Origin of the sequence: Rhizobium laguerreae (assembly GCF_002008165.1) — a bacterium.
Taxonomy (GTDB): Bacteria; Pseudomonadota; Alphaproteobacteria; order Rhizobiales; family Rhizobiaceae; genus Rhizobium; species Rhizobium laguerreae.
In genome coordinates this window covers 48,355-72,640 of the sequence record NZ_MRDM01000010.1, presented here as the reverse complement: position 1 = coordinate 72,640, position 24,286 = coordinate 48,355, and the positions used below count along the sequence as shown (strand labels likewise).

19 protein-coding genes are annotated in these 24,286 nt (G+C 61.9%); 8 read left to right on the top strand and 11 right to left on the bottom strand.

Going from position 1 to position 24,286, the window contains the following annotated elements; translation table 11 throughout:
• Positions 1-178: 178 nt before the first annotated feature.
• From aroA to rpsA, 3 genes are all read left to right on the top strand, one after another.
• Positions 179-1,537, top strand: coding sequence for a 3-phosphoshikimate 1-carboxyvinyltransferase (gene aroA, locus BS630_RS08695; RefSeq protein WP_077977105.1), 1,359 nt, complete (start codon positions 179-181; stop codon positions 1,535-1,537).
• A 69-nt stretch (positions 1,538-1,606) separates the two neighbouring features.
• Positions 1,607-2,254, top strand: coding sequence for a (d)CMP kinase (gene cmk / locus BS630_RS08690; protein WP_077977104.1), 648 nt, complete (start codon positions 1,607-1,609; stop codon positions 2,252-2,254).
• Positions 2,255-2,429: 175 nt separating this feature from the next.
• Positions 2,430-4,133, top strand: coding sequence for a 30S ribosomal protein S1 (gene rpsA / locus BS630_RS08685; protein ID WP_003544285.1), 1,704 nt, complete (start codon positions 2,430-2,432; stop codon positions 4,131-4,133).
• Between the two features lie 172 nt (positions 4,134-4,305).
• On the opposite strand, the gene BS630_RS08680 is transcribed toward rpsA, so the two are convergent.
• From BS630_RS08680 to BS630_RS08670, 3 genes are all read right to left on the bottom strand, one after another.
• Positions 4,306-5,871, bottom strand: coding sequence for a hypothetical protein (locus BS630_RS08680; protein WP_077977103.1), 1,566 nt, complete (start codon positions 5,869-5,871; stop codon positions 4,306-4,308).
• Positions 5,872-6,102: 231 nt separating this feature from the next.
• Complete coding sequence (locus BS630_RS08675; RefSeq protein WP_020052310.1) at positions 6,103-6,729, bottom strand: ribonuclease D; 627 nt, start codon at positions 6,727-6,729, stop codon at positions 6,103-6,105.
• 183 nt (positions 6,730-6,912) lie between these two features.
• On the bottom strand, positions 6,913-7,722 hold the full coding sequence (locus tag BS630_RS08670; protein ID WP_077977102.1) for a MerR family transcriptional regulator: 810 nt from the start codon (positions 7,720-7,722) through the stop codon (positions 6,913-6,915).
• A gap of 168 nt (positions 7,723-7,890) precedes the next feature.
• On the opposite strand from BS630_RS08670, the gene BS630_RS08665 reads away from it, so the two are divergent.
• Both BS630_RS08665 and BS630_RS08660 read left to right on the top strand, forming a co-directional pair.
• The gene (locus BS630_RS08665) at positions 7,891-9,171 is read left to right on the top strand and encodes a 4-aminobutyrate--2-oxoglutarate transaminase (protein WP_077977101.1); all 1,281 of its coding nucleotides are present in this window, start codon (positions 7,891-7,893) and stop codon (positions 9,169-9,171) included.
• Positions 9,172-9,338: 167 nt separating this feature from the next.
• A complete protein-coding gene (locus BS630_RS08660) occupies positions 9,339-10,820 on the top strand; it encodes an NAD-dependent succinate-semialdehyde dehydrogenase (protein ID WP_077977100.1) in 1,482 nt (493 codons plus the stop codon).
• A 45-nt stretch (positions 10,821-10,865) separates the two neighbouring features.
• Here the strand turns inward: BS630_RS08660 and BS630_RS08655 are convergent, their stop codons facing one another.
• On the bottom strand, positions 10,866-11,075 hold the full coding sequence (locus BS630_RS08655) for a SlyX family protein (protein ID WP_077977694.1): 210 nt from the start codon (positions 11,073-11,075) through the stop codon (positions 10,866-10,868).
• Positions 11,076-11,252: 177 nt separating this feature from the next.
• On the opposite strand from BS630_RS08655, the gene uxaC reads away from it, so the two are divergent.
• The gene (uxaC, locus tag BS630_RS08650; RefSeq protein WP_077977099.1) at positions 11,253-12,668 is read left to right on the top strand and encodes a glucuronate isomerase; all 1,416 of its coding nucleotides are present in this window, start codon (positions 11,253-11,255) and stop codon (positions 12,666-12,668) included.
• On the top strand, positions 12,665-14,170 hold the full coding sequence (locus BS630_RS08645) for a mannitol dehydrogenase family protein (protein WP_077977098.1): 1,506 nt from the start codon (positions 12,665-12,667) through the stop codon (positions 14,168-14,170). Before uxaC ends, BS630_RS08645 begins: the two co-directional genes overlap by 4 nt.
• A gap of 413 nt (positions 14,171-14,583) precedes the next feature.
• Here the strand turns inward: BS630_RS08645 and BS630_RS08635 are convergent, their stop codons facing one another.
• The 7 genes from BS630_RS08635 to BS630_RS08605 all read right to left on the bottom strand — a co-directional run bounded on the left by BS630_RS08635 (position 14,584) and on the right by BS630_RS08605 (position 23,319).
• On the bottom strand, positions 14,584-17,034 hold the full coding sequence (locus BS630_RS08635; RefSeq protein WP_077977097.1) for a GcvT family protein: 2,451 nt from the start codon (positions 17,032-17,034) through the stop codon (positions 14,584-14,586).
• Entirely contained in the window at positions 17,035-17,910 is an 876-nt protein-coding gene (locus BS630_RS08630) for a phosphotransferase (protein WP_077977096.1), read from the bottom strand.
• A gap of 70 nt (positions 17,911-17,980) precedes the next feature.
• Positions 17,981-19,057 (bottom strand): ABC transporter ATP-binding protein, encoded by a 1,077-nt coding sequence (locus tag BS630_RS08625; RefSeq protein WP_077977095.1) that lies wholly within the window; start codon positions 19,055-19,057, stop codon positions 17,981-17,983.
• A 32-nt stretch (positions 19,058-19,089) separates the two neighbouring features.
• Positions 19,090-20,187 carry a Gfo/Idh/MocA family protein gene (locus BS630_RS08620; RefSeq protein ID WP_170269373.1) on the bottom strand — a complete coding sequence of 366 codons (1,098 nt, stop codon included), beginning with the start codon at positions 20,185-20,187 and terminating at the stop codon, positions 19,090-19,092.
• Positions 20,187-21,074: a carbohydrate ABC transporter permease gene (locus BS630_RS08615; protein WP_003544261.1), complete on the bottom strand. Its 888-nt coding sequence runs from the start codon at positions 21,072-21,074 to the stop codon at positions 20,187-20,189. Before BS630_RS08615 ends, BS630_RS08620 begins: the two co-directional genes overlap by 1 nt.
• Positions 21,067-22,026: a carbohydrate ABC transporter permease gene (locus tag BS630_RS08610; protein ID WP_017962699.1), complete on the bottom strand. Its 960-nt coding sequence runs from the start codon at positions 22,024-22,026 to the stop codon at positions 21,067-21,069. Before BS630_RS08610 ends, BS630_RS08615 begins: the two co-directional genes overlap by 8 nt.
• Before the next feature lie 6 nt (positions 22,027-22,032).
• A complete protein-coding gene (locus BS630_RS08605) occupies positions 22,033-23,319 on the bottom strand; it encodes an ABC transporter substrate-binding protein (RefSeq protein WP_077977094.1) in 1,287 nt (428 codons plus the stop codon).
• Positions 23,320-23,517: 198 nt separating this feature from the next.
• Here BS630_RS08605 and BS630_RS08600 point away from each other — a divergent pair, with 198 nt between their 5' ends.
• Positions 23,518-24,195 (top strand): TetR/AcrR family transcriptional regulator, encoded by a 678-nt coding sequence (locus tag BS630_RS08600; protein WP_077977093.1) that lies wholly within the window; start codon positions 23,518-23,520, stop codon positions 24,193-24,195.
• Positions 24,196-24,286: the final 91 nt, after the last annotated feature.

Here is a 24,286-nt window from a genome sequence, read left to right as displayed (position 1 = left end):
GGCTTCCCATGTCAAAGCCAAACTTTGCGATCCGGGCGCCGGGTTTTTGGCAAGCCGACGGATGACCGCCCGGCGCGTTTATGTTAACGAGCCGCAACAGCTGCGGAAGCGGACGGGAATTGCGACCGGCCAAGCCTGTCTTGCGGCAAAAATAGACTGCGTTTGCAAAGGATTACACATGCTGCACGGCTCTGCGCCCAGACCCGCCACCGCCCGCAAATCCGCCGGTCTTGCGGGCAGCGTCCGTATTCCGGGCGACAAGTCGATCTCGCATCGTTCCTTCATGTTCGGCGGGCTCGCCTCTGGCGAAACGCGGATCACCGGCCTGCTCGAAGGCGAGGACGTGATCAATACCGGCCGGGCGATGCAGGCGATGGGCGCCCGAATTCGCAAGGATGGCGCGCAATGGGTGATCGACGGCACCGGCAACGGCGCGCTGCTTGCGCCCGACGCGCCGCTCGACTTCGGCAATGCCGGCACCGGCGTGCGGCTGACCATGGGCCTTGTCGGCACCTACGATTTTCGCTCCACCTTCACAGGCGACGCCTCGCTTTCGAAACGGCCGATGGGCCGGGTGCTCAATCCGCTGCGCGAAATGGGCGTGCAGGTCAGCGCCTCCGAGGGCGACAGGCTGCCGGTGACGCTCAGAGGCCCGGGAACGCCGAGCCCGATCCGTTATCGCGTGCCGATGGCATCCGCCCAGGTGAAATCGGCCGTGCTGCTTGCCGGCCTCAATACGCCGGGTGTCACCACGGTCATCGAGCCCGTGATGACGCGCGACCATACCGAAAAGATGCTGCAGGGTTTTGGCGCCGCCCTTTCCGTCGAGACGGACGGGGATGGCGTCCGCACGATCCGGCTCGAAGGCCGCGGTAAGCTCAAAGGCCAGGTGATCGACATTCCAGGCGATCCCTCCTCCACCGCTTTCCCGCTGGTTGCGGCGCTGCTTGTCCCCGGCTCCGACATCACCATCGTCAACGTGCTGATGAACCCGACCCGCACCGGGCTGATCCTGACGCTGCAGGAGATGGGGGCCAATATCGAGGTGCTGAACACGCGTCTTGCCGGCGGCGAGGACGTGGCGGATCTGCGTGTGCGCCATTCCGAGCTCAAGGGCGTCACCGTTCCCGAAGAGCGTGCGCCGTCAATGATCGACGAATATCCTATCCTCGCCGTCGCCGCCTGTTTCGCCGAGGGCGCGACTATCATGAAGGGGCTGGAGGAACTGCGCGTCAAGGAGTCCGACCGCCTTTCCGCCGTCGCCGATGGCCTGAAACTCAATGGCATCGACTGCGACGAGGGCGAGGATTTTCTCGTCGTGCGCGGCCGGCCAGACGGCAAGGGGCTCGGCAATGCTGCCGGCGGCAGGGTCAGCACACATCTCGACCATCGCATCGCCATGAGCTTCCTTGTCATGGGGCTTGCCTCTGAGCATGCTGTGATGATCGACGACGCGGCGATGATCGCGACCAGCTTTCCGGAATTCATGCAGCTGATGACCGGCCTTGGAGCAAAGGTCGAGGCGGTGCCGGAATGATGTGCCAGCCACCATTCCGCGAAGCCAAACTCATTTACCGTTTCGGCTCGCTGCCGCAGGATTGATCGCATGACGAACGAGACCTTCACCATCGCCATCGATGGCCCGGCAGCAGCGGGCAAGGGCACGCTCTCGCGCCTCATCGCAGAGCACTACGGCTTCTATCATCTGGATACCGGCCTGACCTATCGCGCCACGGCCAAGGCGCTGCTCGATGCCGGCCTGCCGCTCGACGACGAGGCGGTAGCGGAAAAGATCGCAAGAGAGGTTGAACTCGCCGGATTGGATCGCGATATACTTTCCAAACATGAGATCGGCGAAGCCGCATCGAAGATTGCCGTCATGCCGGCAGTGCGCCGGGCGCTGGTCGAGGCGCAGCGGCGGTTTTCGACGAAAGCGCCGGGAACGGTGCTCGATGGACGCGATATCGGCACGGTTGTCTGTCCGAATGCGGCGGTGAAATTCTATGTAACGGCGTCGCCGGAAGTCCGCGCAAGACGCCGTTATGACGAGATCCTCGGCAAAGGCCTGACCGCGGATTTCGATGCGATCCTCGAGGACGTCAAGCGGCGCGACGAACGCGACATGGGACGGGCCGACAGCCCTTTGAAACCAGCTGATGATGCGCACTTGCTTGATACGTCGGAAATGAGTATAGAGGCCGCGTTTCAAGCTGCTCAATCGATCATCGATGCGGTCTTGAGCCGAAATGCCTAAATTCAAGCGATTTTGCGTGCTCTGAGCATGGATCGCTTCTAATACAGCAAGCCTGAAATTCCGTCCAAGCGCCGGATTGCCTTCGTAAGAGAAGGCGGACTGGGTTCAGGCCCGTTCAACGCAAACCAACCGGCGCGTACGTGTCCGCTCCGTTTCAGGACACGCAGGAGATTTTATGTCAGTAGCTACCCCCTCCCGCGAGGATTTCGCGGCTCTTCTCGAAGAGTCCTTTGCCAAGAACGACCTGGCCGAAGGCTATGTCACCAAGGGCATCGTCACGGGCATCGAGAAGGACGTCGCCGTTGTCGACGTCGGTCTGAAGGTTGAAGGCCGCATCGCGCTCAAGGAATTCGGCGCGCGCGCCAAGGACGGCCTGTTGAAGGTCGGCGACGAAGTCGAAGTTTACGTCGAGCGCATCGAAAACGCGCTTGGCGAAGCCGTTCTGTCGCGCGAGAAGGCTCGCCGCGAAGAAAGCTGGGTCAAGCTCGAAGCCAAGTTCGAAGCTGGCGAGCGCGTCGAAGGCGTGATCTTCAACCAGGTCAAGGGCGGCTTCACGGTCGACCTCGACGGTGCGATCGCCTTCCTGCCGCGTTCTCAGGTCGATATTCGTCCGATCCGCGACGTGACCCCGCTGATGCACAACCCGCAGCCCTTCGAAATCCTCAAGATGGACAAGCGCCGCGGCAACATCGTGGTTTCGCGCCGTACGGTTCTGGAAGAATCCCGTGCCGAGCAGCGTTCTGAAATCGTTCAGAACCTCGAAGAAGGCCAGGTTGTTGACGGCGTCGTCAAGAACATCACCGATTACGGTGCGTTCGTTGACCTCGGCGGCATCGACGGCCTGCTGCACGTCACCGACATGGCATGGCGCCGTGTGAACCATCCGTCGGAAATCCTGAACATCGGCCAGCAGGTCAAGGTTCAGATCATCCGCATCAACCAGGAAACCCACCGTATCTCGCTCGGCATGAAGCAGCTCGAGTCCGATCCGTGGGATGGCATCCAGGCCAAGTATCCGGAAGGCAAGAAGATTTCCGGTACTGTCACGAATATCACCGATTACGGTGCATTCGTCGAGCTGGAGCCGGGCATCGAAGGCCTGATCCACATCTCGGAAATGTCCTGGACCAAGAAGAACGTTCACCCCGGCAAGATCCTGTCCACAAGCCAGGAAGTCGAAGTCGTCGTTCTCGAAGTCGATCCGTCCAAGCGTCGTATCTCGCTCGGCCTCAAGCAGACGCTGGAAAATCCGTGGGCAGCATTCGCCCGCAGCCATCCGGCCGGCACTGAAGTCGAAGGCGAAGTCAAGAACAAGACCGAATTCGGCCTGTTCATCGGCCTCGACGGCGATGTCGACGGCATGGTGCACCTCTCCGACCTCGACTGGAACCGTCCAGGCGAACAGGTCATCGAGGAGTTCAACAAGGGTGACGTCGTCAAGGCCGTCGTTCTCGACGTCGATGTCGAGAAGGAACGCATCTCGCTCGGCATCAAGCAGCTCGGCAAGGATGCAGTCGGCGATGCCGCTGCTTCTGGCGACCTGCGCAAGAATGCAGTCGTCTCCTGCGAAGTCATCGCGGTCAACGACGGCGGTGTCGAAGTGAAGCTCGTCAACCACGAGGACATCACTTCCTTCATCCGTCGCGCCGACCTCGCCCGCGATCGCGACGAGCAGCGCCCTGAGCGCTTCTCGGTCGGTCAGGTGTTCGACGCCCGCGTCACCAACTTCTCCAAGAAGGACCGCAAGATCATGCTGTCCATCAAGGCTCTGGAGATTGCGGAAGAGAAGGAAGCCGTCGCCCAGTTCGGTTCGTCCGACAGCGGCGCTTCGCTCGGCGACATTCTCGGCGCAGCTCTGAAAAACCGCGGCGGCGAATAAGCCTCGCATCCGCCTTTGAATTGAAGAACCCGCCGGAGCGATCCGGCGGGTTCTTCATTTTCAGGCTTAAAAAAGAGCAGTTCTGCTTTTCATGGAGCGCAGAACCGCTCTATCCTTTTGTTTCTCCGCAATTCCGGACGGAAAACCGCTTCACACTTTTCCTGGAATTGCTTTATTCCCAGCCGACCATGCGCTGATAGAGAGCATAGACCGGATCGGCGGCCGCGCCTGCCGGCTGATGAGCCACCGGTTCGGTATCGATCATCCTCGGGGTCCTCCGCGCGGGTGCTGCGTCGGTCTCTTCGCCGTCGGGCTCGGCATCCTCGCCGCCGGACTGCGCCTGCTGCTCGTCCTGATTCTGATCCTGTGGGGCGCCGTCGCGATGGTGCTGGTGCTGGTGGTGGGTTTCGCCTGCCTTTTCGTTCGACAGGATATCCTTGGCGAACTGATAGGGCAGCTGGGTGTAGGCAAGTCCCTCCGGCATTCTTGCCGCCAGCGGCACATAGGGGGATTCGATCGTCTCCGGGACCGGTATCATTTCCGCTTGGGCGGAGACTTCCCTCGGCTGGCGGGTCTCGACAACCAAGGGCGGGATATCCGGCTGCGACGGGCGGAGCGCTGTGATCTGGCGGACGTCCGGCGCGGCAAGTTCCACCGGCTGCTTGGTCAAGCTCCCGGTCGCCTCGCTGATGACGGCCTCATCGAGGATCGTATCGATTTCCACCGCCGCCTCGACGGGAACATCCTCCAGCACGGTTTCGATGTCCTGCTCGCGGATGAGGGTGGCGATCATCTCCGAGGCTTCTTCGGTCATGGAGGCGACGATCCCTGCCCAGTTCCTGGGAATGACGGGATCGGCCTTGTCGGACACTATGCGGGGCTGAACGGCCGATTGCTCCACCGCTTCCTGCGTATCCTCGATTTTGTCCAGATCCGTTGACAATAATTGCTGGGCTTCGATCTCCTGCGGCAGGGATTCTTCCGCGGCGACTTCCGCTGCCGCCACCGGGGCAAGCTGGGCCGGGGCTTCTTCAGGCTGTGGCGTTTCCGGATCGGCGGCCTCGACAGTTTCGGCGATAAGCGGCTCTTCGGCAGTCACGAGCGCTGCAGCCTCGGTCAGCGGAGCGACCAGTATCGGCACCTTTTCCGCCAGCTGGCGCGTCGCGGCAGTCGGCCTGTTGTCCTCATGCAGCTGGATTTCGGGGCGGGCTTCGGCGCGCATCGGCGAAGCGTCGTTCTGGCGATAGGAGCGCATAACGGCGCGGGCTGCGAGATCGCGATCCTTGTAGCGGACGATTTCCAGATAGGCGACGATGCGGGCGGCTTCCGTGCCTGTCGGGTTTTTCAGAGCTTCGGCAATGGTCCGCAGCGGCAGACCGTGGCCTTGCGCGGTCAGCTGGCGCTCGACCTCGTCGATTCTCGCGGCCGGCAGCCGCCGGATCGCATCGGCAAGCCGGGAGGCGAAGGCAAGATTGCTCTCATCATCTCCACGATCGAGCGAAATCGAGCGGCCTGCCGCATCGATGACATCGAGAAGGGCTTCGACCATGCGCTCGCGCGCCGCAAGGAGCAGAATATTGAGCTTGCCGGCAATGGCGGAATTGAGGTCTGCGGCTTCGACGGCGTTGACAGGCGCGGGGGCAATCACCGATTGGCCGAGACCGCTGGCGACGATCGCCGCTGTCTGACCCTGGGACGAAAAGCTTGCATTGGACGCTGCACGAACGGGAGTCAACATGGCATGCTCCTTTCGTAAAGTGACGATGAAAGCAGGCTCTAGAAAAGGACCGCGCTCATCCGGTCCCCTTGCATCCCAGCAGATCCTCCTGTCCGCATGACGCAGTTCCGGCGTCATCGAAATGCATAAAAATTAACAGGAATATTAATGAACAGGCGTTAATGAATCGCTAACGGCCGCCGGCAAGCCTGCCGTACGGCTATTGGCAAACGCAGAATGAAGGCAATTCGCTCAGCTATGGGCGAAGATATCCGCCTCTTCCCAGCCGAGCAGATCGAGCTTGGCGCGGGTCGGCAGGAATTCGAAGCAGGCCGTCGCATGATCGTAACGGCCGTCGCGGATCAGCCGCTCCGTCAGCTTGTCGCGCAACGCATGCAGATAAAGCACGTCGGAGGCGGCATATTCGAGCTGGGCCGGAGACAGCGTCTCGGCTGCCCAATCGGAGGATTGCTGCGCCTTGGAGACATCGACGTCGAGCATCTCCTTGAGATTGTCCTTGAGGCCGTGGCGATCCGTATAGGTCCGGATCAGGCGCGAGGCGATCTTGGTGCAGAAGACCGGGGTCGTCGTGACGCCGAAGGTGTGGAAGAGCACGGCAATATCGAAGCGGCCGTAGTGAAAGATCTTCTGATGGGTGGGGTCTTCAAGCAGGGCGACGAGATTGGGCGCCTCTTTCTGACCGGCGGCGATACGGATGATATCGGCGGTGCCGTTACCCGGGGAAAGCTGGACGACGCAGAGCCGATCGCGGCGCGGCACCAGGCCGAGCGTTTCGGTGTCGATCGCAATCGCGCCGGTGTAGCGAGCGGCATCGGCCGCGGAAATATCGCCTTCGTGGTAACGTATGGTGGCCGCCATGAGACTGTCTTTCGTACGAATGCATCTCTTTGGGCTATAGCGCAAAGGCGCAGAGTGCGAAACCGCTTTGCTGCGGTAGAGCGCCATGTGTCCTCTGGATGCACAAGGACGCTCTACCTTTTTTAATCTCCGCATCGCGCTTTCAGGAAATCTATTCCGATTTTCGGGCCGATGCGCTGCAGTTCAGAATGTCGGCGGCGTGTTGATCCAAAGAAGCACGGTTTCGCCATCGTGGCGGTTGCGCCAGGAATGATCGCGGCGGCTTTCGAAATAAAGTGAATCGCCGGGGCCGAGATTGAAGAACTGATCGCCGTCGAGCACCAGTTCGAGCCGGCCGGACAGAACATGCATGAATTCCTCGCCCTCGTGGCGATAGGCGCCCTCGCTGGCAGCACCGGGCGCCAACACGAAACGATGGCAATCCATCATCCGGCGGCCTTCGGCGAGGAGCTGTACGGTGACACCCGGCGTCGTTTCCGGCCAGGCGCGACATTCACCGGCGCGCACCAGCGCCGGCACCTCCCCGCTTTCCTCACCGGAGAGGCGCGAGACGGTGGTGCCGTAATACTCTGCCAGATCGTGCAGCGTCTTGAAGCTGACGCCCTGCGAGGTGCGCTCCAGTGTCGAGAGCGTCGACGAGGTGACGCCGATGTCGCCGGCCACCTGATCGAGCGTCTTGCCGCTCGCATGGCGCAGGCTGCGCAGCTTGCGGCCGAGGCCGGTATCCTGGCTTGCCTCGGCGCCATCGGCGGAAGGTTCCTCGCTTTCCAACGCCTCGCGGATCGCTGCGGGATTGAGGCCGCGCTCGACACGATACCAGGAGATGCGCTTCAGCCGCGCCACATCGTCGGCGCTGTATTGCCGATGGCCGGTTTCGGAACGACCGGGAACCACCAGACCCTGGCTTTCCCAGAGGCGTAGCGTCGAGGCCGAAACGCCCGCCAGCCGCGCGGCTTCCGCCACCTTGTAGCGTACAGGCCCATTATCGTTCATCCGTCAATATCCCCGATTCCAATCGCCCCAGAACCTCCATCAAAAAGCCTAATGTTTGAAGCGAAAAATGCCGCTTGTTTTCTTGCAGGAAAAATGTAGGAGTTTTATAAACATCTTGCAGAAATTATACAAGATAGCTTTCCACCCCTCTCAGCGCAGGAGCCATCGATGACCGCGACAAGCCTTACCGACCGGAAGAACGCCGCTATTTCACGCGGCGTCGGAATGACCACCCAGATCTATGCCGATCGCGCAGAGAATGCGGAGATCTGGGACAAGGAAGGCCAGCGTTACATCGACTTCGCCGCCGGCATCGCCGTTCTCAACACCGGCCACCGCCATCCCCGGGTCATCGCAGCGGTCAAGGATCAGCTCGACCGCTTCACCCATACCTGCCATCAGGTGGTGCCCTATGAAAGCTACGTGCACCTTGCCGAACGGCTGAACGCGCTGCTGCCTGGTGATTTCGAGAAGAAGACGATCTTCGTCACGACAGGCGCCGAAGCGGTCGAGAACGCCGTCAAGATCGCGCGTGCGGCAACCGGCCGCTCGGCCGTCATCGCCTTTGGCGGCGGCTTCCATGGCCGCACCTTCATGGGCATGGCGCTGACCGGCAAGGTCGTGCCCTACAAGGTCGGCTTCGGCGCCATGCCGGGCGACGTGTTTCATATTCCCTTCCCGGTCGAGTTGCACGGCGTTACCGCCGACCAGTCGCTGGCGGCGCTGAAGAAGCTCTTCGCCGCCGATGTCGATCCGCAGCGCGTCGCGGCCATCATCATCGAGCCGGTACAGGGCGAAGGCGGCTTCTACTCCGCACCCGCCGCCTTCATGAAGGCGCTGCGCGAGCTCTGCGACCAGCACGGCATCCTGCTGATCGCCGACGAGGTGCAGACCGGTTTTGCCCGCACCGGCAGGATGTTCGCGATGGATCATCACGAGGTGGCGCCCGACCTGACGACGATGGCAAAGAGCCTAGCCGGCGGCTTTCCGCTCGCCGCCGTCACCGGCCGCGCCGCGATCATGGATGCGCCGGGACCGGGCGGGCTCGGCGGCACCTATGGCGGCAATCCGCTCGGGATCGCGGCCGCCCACGCCGTGCTCGACGTCATTGCCGACGAAGATCTCTGCAACCGCGCCAACCAGCTTGGCGGACGGCTGAAGCAGCGGCTGGAATCGCTGCGTGAGACGGTGCCCGAGATCGTCGATATCCGCGGGCCGGGCTTCATGAACGCCGTCGAATTCAATGACCGGACGACGGGACTGCCGAGCGCGGAATTCGCCAACCGGGTGCGGCTGATCGCGCTCGACAAGGGCCTGATCCTGCTCACCTGCGGCGTCCATGGAAACGTCATCCGCTTTCTTGCACCGATCACCATCCAGGACGAGATCCTCGGCGAAGCCCTCGATATTCTCGAAGCTTCGATGCTCGAAGCAAGCGCGGGCCGTTAGGCGCACCCTAGAGCGGTTCAGCTTTTCAAGGAAGCGCAGAACCGCTCTAACTTTTTGTTTTACGCAATTCCGGACGGAAAACCGCTGCGCACTTTTCCTGGAATTGCTCTAGCCGGATTTCAATGGCTGCCGGCAACCGGCAGCCGCACTCCCAAGGAGGATATGACATGGCTTTCACCAGCGCACTGACCAAGCACGTTCCCTTCTCCTCGCCCTTGCTGCGCGATGCCGGCTATATCGACGGCGTCTGGACATCAGGCGATGCCACAAAGACTTTCGACGTGCTCAACCCGGCAACCGGCGAGCTGCTCGCCTCGCTGCCCGATATGGGTGCGGCCGAGACACGGAAGGCGATCGATGCGGCCCATGCCGCCCAGCCGGGCTGGGCGGCCCGCCCAGCCAAGGAACGCAGCGCGATCCTGCGCAAATGGTTCGATCTGATGGTCGCCAATGCCGACGAACTCGCCGCGGTCCTGACTGCCGAAATGGGCAAGCCGTTCCCGGAAGCGCGCGGCGAAATCCTTTATGCAGCGGCCTATATCGAATGGTATGCGGAAGAAGCCAAGCGCATCTACGGCGAGACAATCCCCGCGCCTTCCGACGACAAGCGGATGATCGTCATCCGGCAGCCGGTCGGCGTCGTCGGCACGATCACGCCGTGGAATTTCCCGGCGGCGATGATCACCCGCAAGATCGCCCCGGCGCTTGCCGTTGGCTGCACCGTGGTCTCGAAGCCCGCCGAACAGACGCCACTGACGGCGATCGCGCTTGCCGTGCTCGCCGAGCAGGCCGGCATTCCGGCCGGCGTCTTCAACGTCATCGTCGGGGTGGATGGTCCGGCAATCGGCCGCGAGCTCTGCGGCAATGAAAAGGTGCGCAAGATCAGCTTCACCGGCTCGACGGAGGTCGGCCGCATCCTGATGCGGCAGTGCGCCGACCAGATCAAGAAGGTGAGCCTGGAGCTCGGCGGCAACGCGCCCTTCATCGTCTTCGACGATGCCGATCTCGACGCTGCCGTCGAAGGCGCGATCGCCTCCAAATACCGCAATGCCGGCCAGACCTGCGTCTGCGCCAACCGCCTCTACGTCCAGTCGAACGTCTATGACGCCTTTGCCGCCAAGCTTGCTGCCAAGGTCGCCGAGATGTCGGTCGGCGACGGCTTCAAGCCGGGTGTCGTGATCGGGCCGCTGATCGATGAACAGGGCCTTGCCAAGGTGGAAGACCATGTCAGCGATGCGCTTGCCAAGGGCGCCAAGGTGCTGACCGGCGGCAAGCGCATCGACGGCGCCGGCACCTTCTTCACACCGACGGTGCTGACAGGCGTTGCGCGCGGCATGAAGGTGGCGCGCGAGGAGACCTTCGGGCCGGTGGCGCCGCTCTTTTGCTTCGACACGGTCGAGGATGTCATCAACCAAGCCAACGACACGGAGTTCGGCCTCGCCGCCTATTTCTACGCCGGCGATCTGAAGAAGGTCTGGCGGGTGGCGGAAGCGCTGGAATACGGCATGATCGGCATCAATACCGGCTTGATGTCATCCGAGACGGCGCCCTTCGGCGGTATCAAGCAATCCGGCCTCGGCCGCGAAGGCTCGCGGCACGGCGCCGACGACTATCTGGAAATGAAATATCTCTGCATCGGCGGCGTCTGATTCATCATCCTAATGAGAGGGCACGCGGCATTGCGCCGCGTGTCGTCAATAATGCGGCGGGCGGGTGATCGCTGGCGCGTCCAGCGACTGCTCCTCCAGCGACAGGAAGCGTTCTGTCAGCCGGTCGAGCTTGGTGCGCATCTGCTCGACGGTCTTCCATTGCTCGGCGAGCTGATCGGAAAGCTCTTCGATCGTCTTTGCCTGGTGGGCCAGCATTTCTTCCAGCCGGGTGATGCGGTTCGTCTCGTCGGACATCGATGCTCCTTTGCCGAAACCGGCACAGATGGTTCTCCCAAAGCGGAAATAGGCCGCCTCGTCAATGCTTTCCATGCCCGGCGCGGCCACGCGCAAAACTGTACCGTTTGGTTACTAAAAGACCTTGCCGTGCCTGATGTTGTGGGGTAGGCCGTTATCCATCAGGGAGGAATACTGATGGATGCAGGAAACGGCTTTCTTCATCCGGACCGGCTTTTTCCGGCTGATCCGGCAACACGGACCATCGCGCGAGACCTCTACGAGACGGTGCGCAATCTTCCGATCGTCAGCCCGCACGGGCATACCGAACCCTCCTGGTTTGCCGACGACAAGCCCTTCGAAGATGCGGCCTCGCTGCTGGTCATTCCCGATCACTATCTCTTCCGCATGCTGCACAGCGTCGGTGTCACTTTGGATGAGCTCGGCGTGCCGCGGCTTGACGGCAAACCGGTGGCTGAGGGGCGGGCGATCTGGCGGACCTTTGCCGCGCATTATCATCTCTTCCGCGGAACGCCTTCAAGCCTCTGGGTCGACCACGCCATGTCGGCCGTGCTCGGCTGCACCGAACCGCTGACACCAGACAATGCCGATGCGCTCTACGACCATATCAATGCCCGGCTTGCCCTTCCAGAATTCCGCCCGCGGGCGCTGCATCAGCGATTCGGCATCGAAACGATCGCGACGACGGATGGAGCGCTCGATCCGCTGGCGCATCACCAGAAGATGGCGGCCGACGGCTGGATCGGCAAGGTGCGCACCACCTACAGGCCGGACAGCGTTACCGATCCCGATGCCGTCGGCTTCCGCGACAATCTCATCAAGTTCGGAGAGATCACCGGCACTGAGGTCACGCGTTGGGACGGCCTGATCGAGGCGCATCGGCGCCGGCGCGCCTATTTCCGCCAGTTCGGCGCCACCGCGACCGATCACGGCGTGCCCACGGCCTTCACCGCCGATCTGCCGCTGGCGGAAAAACAGGCGCTGCTCGACAAGGCGCTGAAGGGTCCGCTTTCGGCCGAGGATGCCGAGCTCTTCCGCGGCCAGATGATGACCGAGATGGCCGGACTTTCGGCCGAGGACGGCATGGTGATGCAGATCCATGCCGGCTCGAGACGCAATACCGACCGCGGCCTTTTCTCGACCCGAGGCGCGAATATGGGCGCCGATATCCCGACACCCACCGACTGGGTTGGCGGCTTGAATGCGCTGCTATCGAAATATGGCCACGCGCCGGATTTGCGCGTGCTGCTCTTCACGCTCGACGAGACGACCTATGCACGCGAGCTGGCGCCGATGGTAGGTCATTGGCCTTGCCTGATGATCGGCCCGCCGTGGTGGTTTCACGACAGCCCGCTCGGCATCCGGCGCTATCTCGACCAGGTTGTGGAGACGGCGGGTTTTGCCAATATGGCGGGTTTCAACGACGATACGCGCGCGCTGCTATCGATCCCGGCCCGGCATGACGTCTGGCGCCGCGAAGTCTGCCGCTTCCTTGCGCAGCTCGCCGCCGAGCACCGGCTTTCCAAGCGGGAAGCCGAGATCGTCGCAGGCGAGCTCTCCTATGGCAATGCAAAGAAGGCCTACAAGCTGTGACCGAACGACTGCAGACCCTTTCCGGCCTCGCCTCGACGGCGAAGCTTCCCACCTATGACCGCAACCAGCTGAAAAGCGGCATCCTGCATCTTGGGCCGGGCGCCTTTTTCCGCGCGCATTTCGCGCCGTTTACGGATGCTGCGCTCGCAGCCGCAGGCGGCGACTGGGGCATCGAGATAGCAAGCCTGCGCACGCCCGATGTCGCTGACAATCTGAGCGCTCAGAACGGGCTTTATACGACGCTGATCCGCGACAGCTCGGGCACGACGGCTGAGGTGATCGGTTCGATCCTGAAGGCGCATGTGGCGCCGCGCGATCCGGCTGGCCTGCTGGCGCGGCTCGAAGATCCCGCTATCCGCATCGTCAGCATGACGGTGACGGAAAAGGCCTATGGTTTCGATCCGGCAACCGGCGGCCTCGACCTGAAGCACCCCGATATCGTCGCCGATCTCGCCAGCCGGCATGCGCCGCGCGGCGTCATCGGTTACCTCGTCGAAGGCCTTGCGCGCCGCCGGCAGAAGGGGATCGTGCCCTTTACGCCGCTCAGCTGCGACAACCTGCCGAGCAACGGCGCCGTTCTGAAACGCCTCGTGCTCGAATTCACCTCCCGCATTGATCCCGGCCTGCATCGCTGGATCGAAGCGAATGTGCCCTTCCCTTCGACGATGGTCGACCGCATCACGCCGGCAAGCACCGAAGCGACCTATGCCGATGCCGAGCGGCTCACCGGCCGCACCGACATGGCGGCGGTCGAGACAGAGCCTTTTACGCAATGGGTCATAGAAGATCATTTCGCCAATGGCCGACCGGCCTGGGAAAAGGTCCGCGGCGCGCTGATGGTCGAGGAAGTCTCTGCCTACGAAAAAATGAAGCTGCGGATGCTGAACGGCGCCCATTCGCTGCTCGCCTATCTCGGTTACATCGGCGGCTATGAATTCATTCGCGACGTGATGGACGATGCAGCCCTGGCAGCACTTGCCTACCGCCACATGCATGCGGCCGCGCGTACGCTCGATCCGGTGCCGGGCATCGATCTCGATGCCTATGCCAGCGAATTGATAGCACGCTTTGCAAACAAGGCGATCGCACATCGCACCTATCAGATCGCCATGGACGGCACGCAGAAACTGCCGCAGCGGCTGCTGGAGCCGGCAAGCGAGGCGCTGGCGCATGGCGACAGGGCGGAGACCTATGCGATCGCCGTTGCAGCGTGGATGCGCTATGCGATCGGCGAGCACGGCAACGGTGAGCGCTACGAACTGCGCGATCCCAGGGCTGCGGAAATTGCCGCTCTCATTGCCGATATCCCGCGCACTGGCCTGGCGATCTCAGCGGCTCTCTTCACCCTTCCGGGGCTCTTCCCGGCGGCTTTGACAGGCCACCGGGCCTGGACGCAGGATGTGGCTGACAAGCTGGAGATCCTGATCCAGGANGCCTGGACGCAGGATGTGGCTGACAAGCTGGAGATCCTGATCCAGGACGACCGGCTGCCGCTGTTCTGAGGCTTGGGACTTCTCTGGTGTAGCGAGGGTTTGCGGTGTGGCACCCCCCTCTGCCCGGCCGGGCATCTCCCCCACAAGGGGGGAGATCGGCTGGGCGCAATGGCTTCCCAAGCAACTGGTGTCGCAGCCCGGCGAAACGGTAGAGGGGTGAGAATGCCAAGCCACTTGTAATCTCCCCACCTGTGGGGGAGATGCCCGGCAGGGCAGAGGGGGCGCCGCACGGCATGGCCCTCTCCCCCCGTCATCCCTGTGCTCGTCACAGGGACCCAGTGCGCCTAAGTCCTTGGGCGCGAGAAACTCTATCCAGATCGTAGAGTCTTTCACCGCGCCGACGCGCGTGGCTGGATTCCTGTGACGGGCACAGGAATGAGGGAGTTCGGTGGTTACAGGCTCTTCTCAACCATACGGGATGGTCAGACCTTCACCCGCGCCATATCGGGATCGTAGAGTGGCGACAGCGACACGCTGCAGGGGATGCGTTCCCGCGCGACGTCAAGCTCATAGGTGCCGGAGAGGACGAAATCCTCGGTCACGCCGTCGGGATTGCGGACGTAGCCATAGCCGATCGGCTTGCCCAGCGTATAACCGAAGCCGCCGCTCGACAGCCAGCCGACGCGCTTGCCGTCGCGATAGATCGTTTCACGGCCGAGCAGCACGGCATCGGCATTCTCGGGAACGAAGCAGGCGAGGCGCTTCTTGACGCCTCCCGAAAGCTGCCGCTCGATCGCCTCACGGCCGCGGAACGGAATATTCTTCCGCATCTTCACCGCCCAGCCGAGACCGGCCTCGACAGGCGTATGGTCGGGACCGATATCCGAGCCCCAGGCACGATAACCCTTTTCCAGGCGGCAGCTCTCAATGGCGCGGTAGCCGGCATTGACGAGGCCGAGCTCGCCGCCTGCTGCCATCAGCACGTCATAGACCGTGGTCGCATATTCAACGGGAATATGCAGTTCGTAGCCAAGCTCACCGACATAGGTGATGCGCAGCGCCCGCACCGGGCAGCCTGCAATGCCGATGGTGCTGACCTTGCCGAAGGGGAAGGCCGCATTCGAGACGTCGCTGCCCGTCACCTTTTCCAGCACGGCGCGGGAATTCGGTCCCATCAGCGACAGCACGGAATAGGCGGATGTGACGTCGACCAGCTCGGCATGCATCTCCGCCGGGATATTGCGTGCGATCCAGTCGAAGTCATGGGTGGCGAAGCCGGTACCGGTAACGACGTAATATTCGTTCTCGGCGATGCGGGCGACCGTCACGTCGCATTCGATGCCGCCCTTATCGTTCAGCATCTGCGTGTAGATGAGCGATCCCACCGGCCTTGCGACATCGTTGGAGGCGATCCAGGACAGAGCTGCCTCGGCATCCCTGCCCTTCAGCACGAATTTGGCAAAGGACGTCTGGTCGAAGATGACCGCCGCTTCGCGCACGGCCTTGTGCTCACGACCGACCGCGTCGAACCAGTTCTGCCTGGTGTAGCTGTAGACATCCTTCGGCTCCTCGTTGGCGAAGAGATCGGCAAACCAGTTCGGCCGTTCCCAGCCTAGCTTTTCGCCGAAACAGGCGCCCTGCGCCTTCAGCCGGTCATAGAGCGGCGATTTGCGGCAGGAGCGGCCGCTCGCATGCTCTTCGAACGGCCAGGCCATGGTGTAATGTTTGCCGTAGGCTTCGAGCGTGCGTGTCCGCACCCAGTCGGTATCGAAATGCGGCCGGCCGAAACGGCGGATATCGACCGGCCAGAGATCATAGGGCGGCTCGCCCTTCGTCACCCATTCGGCAAGCGCCATGCCGGCGCCGCCGGCAGAGGCGATGCCGAAGGCGTTGAAACCGGCGCCGACGAAGAGATTTCTCAGCTCCGGGGCCTCGCCGAGAATGAAGTTGCCATCCGGCGTAAAGCTTTCCGGGCCGTTCAGCAGCTGCTTGACGCCGACATTTTCCAGCGCCGGGACCCGGCCGAGCGCCTGTTCCATGATCTGCTCGAAATGATCGAAATTGCTGTCCAACAGCGTGTAGTGAAAACCGTCGGGGATGCCGTCCTTCGCCCAGGGAATGGGATTCGGCTCGTAGCCGCCCATGACGATGCCGCCGACCTCTTCCTTGTAGTAGGTCAGGCGATCGGGATCGCGCAGCGTCGGCAGGTTGGAGGGCACGCCGAAGGATTCGGTGATGATGTATTGATGCTCGACGGAAACCAGCGGCACGTTGACGCCAAATCGGGCGGCGAAAGCGCGCGTCCATTGGCCGGCGCAGACAACGACACGCTCGCATTCGATGCGCCCTTGCGCCGTGACGACGGCACGGATCCTCCCCTTGTCGATTTCAAGGTCGAGGACTTCGGTATCCTCAAAGATCGAAACGCCCGACATGCGGGCGCCCTTTGCCAGCGCCTGGGTGATGTCGGAGGGATTGGCCTGGCCGTCGGTAGGGAGGAAGGCGGCGCCGACGAGATCGTCGACCGTCATCAGCGGCCAGAGGTCGAAGGCTTCCTGCGACGTCAGCAATTGCATTTCGAGGCCGAAGGACTGCGCGGTGGTTGCCTGGCGCCTGACCTCGGTCCAGCGTTCCTCGTTGCAGGCAAGGCGCAGGCCGCCATTCATCTTCCAGCCAGTGCCGAGGCCCGTTTCCTCTTCCAGCCGTTTGTAGAGATCGACGGAATAACCGAGAAGCTGGGTGATGTTGGCGCTGGTGCGCAGCTGGCCGACGAGGCCGGCGGCATGGAAGGTGGTGCCTGAGGTAAGCTTCTTGCGCTCCAGCAGCACGGTATCGGTCCAGCCGAGCTTGCCGAGATGATAGGCTGTCGAGCAGCCGATGATGCCGCCGCCGATGACCACGGCTTTCGCCGCCTTCGGTAATTCCTTCGTCATTTATCGGTCCTGTTCAAAGGCTTGATAGGCGCGCTCGAAGCGCGCGAGATTTTCGGCCGTATAGCCGGCGTAATCGAAATCGATGCTGGAATGGATTTCTGAAATCATGCTCCAGAGCGTCTCGCGCAGCAGCGAGGCGCATTTCATCGCGGCATAGCGCCTGTTGAGATCATCGGTCAGCGGCCGGTCGAAATAGGTCTCCAGCATCGTGTGCTCGGCCGCTTGCGAGAGCTCGTTGTTGGAGGCCAATCCGCCGAGATCGAAAAGCGGCGTGTTGAAACCGGCATAGTCCCAGTCGATCAGCCAGAGCCGCTTGCCGTCATCGAGAAAGTTGGCGGCCAGCAGGTCGTTGTGGCCGAAGGCGATCTCGAAAGGCCCTGCCGCTTCTTCCAGCGTCTCAGCCCTACCGACGAGCCCCGGCAGCAGAGGAAGATAGCTGCTCGCCGACGCCTTCAGATTGGCGGCGTAATCTCGGATGACGTGGAAGACCCAGAAGATCATTGCCTGGCCGCGGAAATGCCGGGCGATGTCGCGATGGCAAGCGCGCACCAGCGGCAAGACCCGGGCGAGCGTGTGCGGGGTCCTGATATCCTCCGGCGACAGCGCCCGCGCCTCGATATATTCGAGCACCAGGACGCCCGGCGAATGGTGGATGACGGCAGGCGATATGCCGACCGCATGGGCGGCGCGGCTCGCGGCAAGCTCGTTCTGCCTGTTGATGTGGTGGATCGGAATATCGGTGCCGAGCCTGACCACACAGCGTGCGACGGCATCGCTGACCAGATAGTTCCTATTGGTGATGCCGCCTGCTATCGGCGAGATTGCGATCGGCCCCTGCCAGATGCCAAGCGCATGAATCCTATCTTCAGGCGTCATGCTCAACCCCCTTGCGGCCCCTCGTGAAATGATGGGCCAGAGGAGGATCGGCTGTCAAGCAGCCGCGCGCTTAGATCGTCTTGCCGGCGGCGTCGAAGACGTGGCAGCGGGCCGGATCGAAGGAAGCCTTCACATTGGCGCCGGGGGCCACCTTCTGCTGGCCGTCGAGTGCGACGGTCAGGAGCTGGTTATCCGGCGTCGTGGTGTAGAGCATGGTAGCGCCGCCGAGGTTTTCAACGAGATCGACGTTGACGGTCGAAAGCGTGATTGCGCCTTCGGCCAGCGAAAGATGCTCGGGGCGAATGCCAAAGGTGACCTCCTCTCCCGCGCCGCCTTTCAGCCGGCGCGGCAAGCGGACGGAATTGCCGCAGACATGGATGCTGGTTTCGGTCTCGCCAACCTGCTCTATGCGGGCCTTCAAAAAATTCATCTTCGGGCTGCCGATGAAACCGGCGACGAAGCGGTTGGCCGGGTTGTTGTAGAGATCGAGTGGGGCGCCGACCTGCTCGATGCGGCCGGAATTCAACACCACGATCTTGTCCGCCATCGTCATGGCTTCGACCTGGTCATGGGTGACATAGATCATCGTATTGCCGAGGCTGCGGTGCAGGCGGGAGATCTCGACGCGCATCTGCACGCGCAGTTCGGCATCGAGGTTCGACAGCGGCTCGTCGAACAGGAAGATCCGCGGCTCGCGCACGATGGCGCGGCCGATGGCGACGCGCTGGCGCTGGCCGCCGGAGAGCGCCTTCGGCTTGCGCTCCAAGAGCTTCTCGATCTGCAGAATCTCGGCGGCGCGCTTCACCTTCGGCTGGATATCGGCCTTCTTGTAACCCGCCGTCTCCAGGCCGAAGGCGAGGTTTTTATAGACCGACATATGGGGATAGAGCGCATAGGACTGGAAGACCATGGCGATGCCGCGCTTGGCAGGCGCCACCTCGTTCATGCGCTCGTTGTCGAGCAGCAGCCCGCCGCCTGAGATCTCCTCGAGACCGGCGATCATGCGCAGAAGGGTGGATTTTCCACAGCCCGAGGGGCCGACGAAAACGACGAATTCGCCGGGATCGATCGTCAGGTCGATGCCATGGATCACATCCATCGCGCCGTAGCGCTTCTCGACCTTCTGAAGAACGACACTGGTTGCCATCTTCTCAAAACCCTCTCTTTTTATTTTACCGGTTACTTCGTTCTTGCGCGCCAATCGGCGTATTTCGGACTATCAGAACCCACCGGCAGCGGCACGTCGGCGCCGCTATCGGAAGACTGGTAGATGGCGGTGACGAGTTCCAGCGCGCGCCGGGCGTCCTTTGTCGTCACCGGCAGCGGCGCATGGCCGCTGAGGAAAGCGTGGAACTGGCCCATCTGGGTGGTGAAGCGCGGCGCGACCGGCTGCCAGTCGCCAACCACCCTGTCGATCTGCTGCTGCACGTCGTCGTTTGCGGCGATGATCTTCCAGGGGTCCTTGCCGGGTGTATAGGGCTCGTGACTGCTTTCGAAGGTGACATTCTCGAAGTGGAGCCTGAGCCGGCTAATCTGTTCCTGCGAACCAAGGGTGCAGGAAAGCGAGACAAAGGCGCCGCTTTCCATCAGCAGGCTGGCGGAGGCACAATCCTCGACCTCGATATCGTTGACGCGGGTGGCGACGCGGCCGAAGACCCTGGCAGCCGGACCCATCAGATGCATCAGCATATCGTGCAGGTGCAGGGCATGGGTGACGAGCACACCGCCGAGTTCCGTCGCCCATTTGCCGCGCCAAGGGACGGCGTAATATTCCGGCTTGCGCAGCCAGAAGGTTTCGACCGAAGCAGTATAGGGCTTGCCGGCGATACCGGCGTCGATGATCCGCTTGGCCTTCTGGATGCCGTCGCCGTAACGGTACTGGAAGATCGGCATCAGCACGCCTTTGGCGGTCTTTTCCGCTGCCATGATGGTATCGATGGCGGCAAGCGAGCCCGTCAGCGGCTTTTCGCAGACGACATGTTTACCGGCGGCAAGCGCTGCGACCACCTGTTCCAAATGGATGCCGGGAGGGGTGCAGATATCGATGATGTCGATCGTGTCGTCGGCCAGCAATTCCGCGAAGGAGGTGGTGCGCCGTTCGATGCCGAACTCGTCGCCGACCGCTGCCATGCGCTGCTCGTTCAGGTCGCAGATCGCCACGACCTTGAACTTGTCGGAATGCGGCAGGTAACCCTCGACGATATGGGAGCGGCCTATACCGCAACCGATAATCGCGACCGTCCTGATGCTCATGTCGTTCTTTCCCGTCATCGCCATCAACGCTTCATGCCCGTCGTGGCGATGCCCTCGATCAGCAGGCGCTGGAAGAACAGGAAGAAGAAGAACACCGGCACAAGCGTCAGGGTCGACATGGCGAACAAACCGCCCCAATCCGATGCGCTGGTTGAGTCGACGAAGGTGCGCAGGCCGAGCTGGATCGTATAGGTGTTCATGTCGTTCAGGTAGATCAGCGGGCCGAAGAAATCGTCCCAGGTCCAGATGAAGGAGAAGATGGCGGCCGTTGCCAGCACCGGTAGCGACAACGGCAGCATGATCTTCCAGTAGATGCGCCAAGCGCTGCAGCCGTCCATCATCGCCGCCTCGTCGAGTTCGCGCGGGATGCCGCGGAAGAACTGCACCATCAGGAAGATGAAGAAGGCATCGCTTGCCAGGAACTTCGGCACGACAAGCGGCAGGATGGTGTTGACCCAGCCGAGATCGAGAAAGAGCACATATTGCGGGATCAACGTCACGTGATAGGGGATCATCAACGTGCCGAGCATGATCGCGAACCAGAAATTCCGGCCGGCAAAACGCAGCCGCGCAAAGGCGAAAGCCGTCAGCGAACAGGCGATGACATTGCCGGTCACCACCAGCAGCGAGATGACCAGCGAATTCCAGAAGAACCGGCCGAAGCTGACATCGAGGCCGACCCAACCGCGCGCATAGGAGGAGAAATCGATCGACGACGGGATGAGCGAGGTCGACGAGAAGATCTCGGTTTCCGGCCTGACCGATGCCGAAACCATCCATAACAGCGGATAGAGCATGAGGAGCGAAGCGGCGATCAGCAGGGCGTGGATGATGAGCGACGCCGGCAGGCTGCGTTTGGTGATGTCGGATGGCGGCCTGGCCGCAGTGACGGAAGCGGTCATCTCAGTCATCGTAGTGCACCCAATAACGCGAGGTCAGGAAGGAGAAGGCGGTGAAGATCGCGATGATCACCACCAGGATCCAGGCGAGCGCCGAGGCATAGCCCATGCGGAAATTGCCGAAGGCTTCCTGATAGAGGTAGAGCGTGTAGAACAGCGTCGAGTTGATCGGACCGCCGGTACCGCCTGATATGATGAAGGCCGGCGTGAAGGCCTTGAAGGCATCGATCGTCTGGACGACGGCATTGAAAAAGATCACCGGCGTCAGAAGCGGCAGCGTGATCTTGTAGAATTGCCGGAACTTGGAGGCGCCGTCGAGGCTGGCGGCCTCATACATATCCTGCGGGATCTGGCGCAGGCCGGCCAGGAAAATAATCATCGGCGAGCCAAACTGCCAGACGGACAGCGCCACCAGAGTATAGATCGAATAGTTCGGATGCGAGATCCAGCTCGGACCTTCGATACCGAAATACGAAAGCGCGGCATTGACGAGGCCATCACTGGCGAAAAGCTGGCGCCAGAGCACGGCGATCGCCACGCTACCGCCCAGCAGTGACGGCAGATAGAAGATGGCACGATAGACCGACAGCCCGCGCAGGCCGCGGTTCAGCGCCATGGCGACCAGCAATGCGAAGGTCAGCTTGAACGGCACCGAGAAGACGACATAGGTCAGGGTGACATACATGGCGGCCGAGAATTTCGGATCCGCCGTGGCGATGCGCACGTAATTCGCCATTCCCACCCACCGCGGCGACTGAAGCATGTCGAAGTCGGTGAAGGAAAGGTAGAGCGAAATCAGGGCCGGCCCGAGCGTCAGCCCGAAAAAGCCGATGAGCCATGGAAGAAGGAAAAGATAGCCGGGAGCATTGGCATTCCAGAGACGCTTGAAGCGTCCTTCGGCCACGGCCCCCTGATATCTTTCCACATTGATGGCCCCTGCGGGCGTGCGCATCGCATTGCTCATACGGGATCAGCCTCGTGCGAGAATCTGCGTGATTTCAGCGACAAGCTGTTTGCCGCCGTCGGAAGGAGACAGCTGTCCGAAGCCGACCTGTTCGGCGATGTTGCGTAACATCAGATCAGCTTCACCGGCGCCGGCCGGCGGCGGCGGCGGCAATTTGCCGGCGAGATCGCCGAGGCCGCTGACATAGGCGAGCGCAACTTTGCCGTTCTCATCAAGCTTCGCCGCGACCACCTCGCGCATGGCTTTCGATTCCGGAATGCCGCGTTCGACATCCAGAAGCAGCGCTGCTTCGGGGTTCTTGACGAAGAAATTGACGTAGTCCACGGCCATATCTATGGCTTTCGACTGGGCGGAGACCGAGAAGAACATCGAAGGCTTGCGATAGTGGCCGCCCTTCGAATCCCCCTTGACGCGCATGTAGTTGGTCAGCGCCAGCTTGTCCTTGTTCATTGCCTGATAGCCTACGAACTGGTTGGAATGGGCAAAACCGGCGGCCGACTTGCCGAGCGAGACCGTGTTGGTTTCGATATCGTTCTTGTCGAGAGCCTGGATATCGGCGGGAACACAGGCGCCGGCCTCACGGAACTTGGCCCACATGTCGTACCATTCGGAGGCATCGTCCACGTCGAAGGCGATCTTGCCGTCTGCAGTATAAAGAGCCTTGCCGCGCTGACGCAGCCAGTTTTCGAACAGCGGTTCGCTGCCGCTGCCGTCGGCGATGCCGAACATGCCCTTGCGTTTTCCTGCCTTGGTGATCTCCGCACCCATACGGGCGAACTCTTCCCAGGTGGTCGCCTGGGTCGGCAGATCGACGCCGGCCTCCTTGAAGGCCGCGGTGTTCAGGACCGTGGCCGCCGAATTCGCGCCCAGGCTGACGCCATAGAGATGACCGTCGACGCTGCCGCCTTCGATCTGCGCCTTGTCGAAATCGTCGAGGTTGAGCTTGGCCGGCATATAGGATTCGAGCGGGGCGAGCGCGCCGCGCCGCGCATATTGGACGATATAGCGATAGTCCATCTGGATGACATCGGGCGCGTTGCGGCCAGCCACCTGGGTCGCAAGGCGCGGCCAGTAGTCGCCCCAGCCGAGGAATTCGCCGGTGATCGACGTTCCCGGCTTCTTCGACTGATAGAGCTGCGATACCTTGTTGGTGCGGTCGGCGCGCGGCTGCGAGCCCCACCACAGGAGACGCAGTCGCGTTTCCTGTGCCAAAGCGCTGGTTCCCAGCGCCGAGAGCGAGAGAAGCGTGGCGCCTCCCGCGACGAAATTGCGTCTGCTTACACGGAATGTCATTTCTTTTCCTCCTCCAAAGGGAAGCGCCTCCACACGCTTCCGAACCTAGTTACCCTTGCATAAATAACTAATTGGTTACAAGCTACGGGCAAAGCGGCGAGCGTGTCAAGCGGTGTCGCGCGCAGGGCTTTCAAATTCGGTTTTTACAATTTCGCACCGAAGGCTTATGAGCGCAACATGTGAGACGGAGGTGGAGAGATGAACGACAGCGGGGGGAATGGGGAAAAGAAAAGGTCTCGGCGCCCATCTGCCGAACGCACGGCCCAACGCGATCCGGAGCGGACACGCGCTGCTATCCTTGACGCGGCAACCCGGGAATTTGCCGAAAACGGCATGGGCGGGGCTCGTGTCGACGCCATCGCCGAGCGCGCCGGCACCAACAAGCGCATGCTCTATCATTATTTCGGCGACAAGGAGCAGCTCTACCTCAGAGTGCTCGAAGAGGCCTATGTCGGCATCCGCACCGCCGAACGTGCGCTGCATATCGGCGACCGCAGCCCCGAGGAAGGCATCGGCGAACTGGCGCTCTTCACCTGGCGTTATTTCCTCCAGCACCCGGAATTCCTCAGCCTGCTCGGCACGGAAAATATGCATCGGGCCCGCTGGCTGCGCCAGTCCGTCCGGCTCAAAGAACTGCATTCGCATCTGATCGGCGAGCTTTCGGACGTGCTCGAACGGGGAAAGAAGCAGGGGGTCTTCATCGAGACCGCCGATCCCCTGCATGTCTATCTGACGATCGCCTCGCTCGGTTATTTCTACCTGTCCAACCAGTACACGCTTTCGACGATCTTCGGCCGCGACCTGATCGAACCGACCCACCTCAATGCCTGGGAAAGGCATATCGTCCACGTCACGCTGACCTCGATCAAGCGCTGAATTTGTAAAATCGGATTTGACTATTGACAGCCGCGTTGCTCTTCTGCCATCAAGTAACTGTTTAGTTACCGGCTCGGGAGGACCGGACGAG